Annotated in this window: 1 protein-coding gene; it reads left to right on the forward strand. The window is 40.3% G+C overall.

Features of this window, described 5'->3' with window-relative positions; all coding sequences use genetic code 11:
• Positions 1-677: 677 nt before the first annotated feature.
• The gene (gene nfuA / locus ACT3QP_RS14785; protein ID WP_192519900.1) at positions 678-1,349 is read left to right on the forward strand and encodes a Fe-S biogenesis protein NfuA; all 672 of its coding nucleotides are present in this window, start codon (positions 678-680) and stop codon (positions 1,347-1,349) included.
• Positions 1,350-1,356 lie beyond the last annotated feature (7 nt).

Raw genomic sequence — 1,356 nt, forward strand, 5'->3', positions numbered from 1 at the left:
AAAAATATTAACTGAAGTAATGGATTACGAAAAAATGCAAGCGACATAGGAATCTTGATATAGCGTGACATGATTTCTTTTACGGCTTTAGTATAATTAGTACCTTCAGGTACTAACAGCGCGACAACTATGATAAGGGCAGCAATAATGCCTAATATAATAATCAATAGAAAACCTATAAAAAAATTCGGATAATATACTCTACCAGTATCAGCAGACTTAAAACCAGTTTTGGCATAGTTGGTATGATGATAGCTTTAACTATGCTGTCTCGTATACTACTAGCCGTGCTTTAGTATTCAGCTAAAATAATAGGTGACTGACTGGGGTTGAAGCAACTTGATAATCACGTTAGCTGTCTTTATATAGAAGAAATATATCAATTACTCTAAATTTCATAAACACCATTAAAAAAACTGATAGTAGTCATTTGTGCTGCTATGATTTAAATCACAGTGGTGCAGTCGGAATTGTCGCCTGAGTGCGGTATAATATCCGATATAAATGTATCACCATTTTTAACAACGGCGTGCGGCATTGTAGAAAGCCGGCTGTGATGACTGATACTCCATACAATTTATACAAATTACCTATTATATAAGCTACCCAAATTTAACATTCACGACACAGCAGCCAAGACAGATATAGCGCTTGTGTCATAACGGATAGGACGTATTATGAGTGAGAATGAGCAAGTAGCACCATCAGCTGACTATGAGTCAGCGTTAGATACCGATCAGGCTGAAGCAAAAAGTAATATTACCATTACCGAATCAGCTCAAGGATACTTGGCAGATTTGCTGTCTAAACAAGATACAGATGGTATTGGTGTGCGTATTTTCGTTGAGCATCCTGGTACACCGCGTGCAGAGTGCTGCATGGCTTATAACCAGCCGGGCGAAGAAGATAGCGCTGATTTATGTTTTACGTATGAAAGCTTTTCTGCATTTATCGAAGCGGCGTCAGTACCTTATTTAGAAGATGCGGTTATTGATTATAATAAAGACCGTTTCGGCGGTCAGCTGACTTTCCGCGCACCAAACTCTAAAGTACCAAAAGTAGGCGCGGATGCCAGTGTAGAAGAGCGCATCAACTATGTATTACAGTCAGAGATCAACCCTGGCTTGGCGGCGCATGGCGGTGATGTGCAGTTGCTTGAGCTGATTGAGGAAGAAGGTATTGGCTTGACTGCTGTATTAAAATTCGGCGGTGGTTGCCAAGGGTGTTCAGCCGTTGACATGACCTTGCGTCAGGGCGTTGAAGTGCAGCTGAAACAGCAAATTCCAGAATTGACGCAAGTGGTTGATGATACTGACCATACTCGTACTGAAAATGCTTACTATAAGTAAAAGTTAT

Source organism: Psychrobacter sp. AOP7-B1-24 (genome assembly GCF_052376215.1).
GTDB lineage: Bacteria > Pseudomonadota > Gammaproteobacteria > Pseudomonadales > Moraxellaceae > Psychrobacter.

What these genes read in the sequence shown, in the direction of transcription:
- nfuA (WP_192519900.1), top strand. Translation starts at nt 678, where the DNA reads ATGAGTGAGAATGAGCAAGTAGCACCATCAGCTGACTATGAGTCAGCG.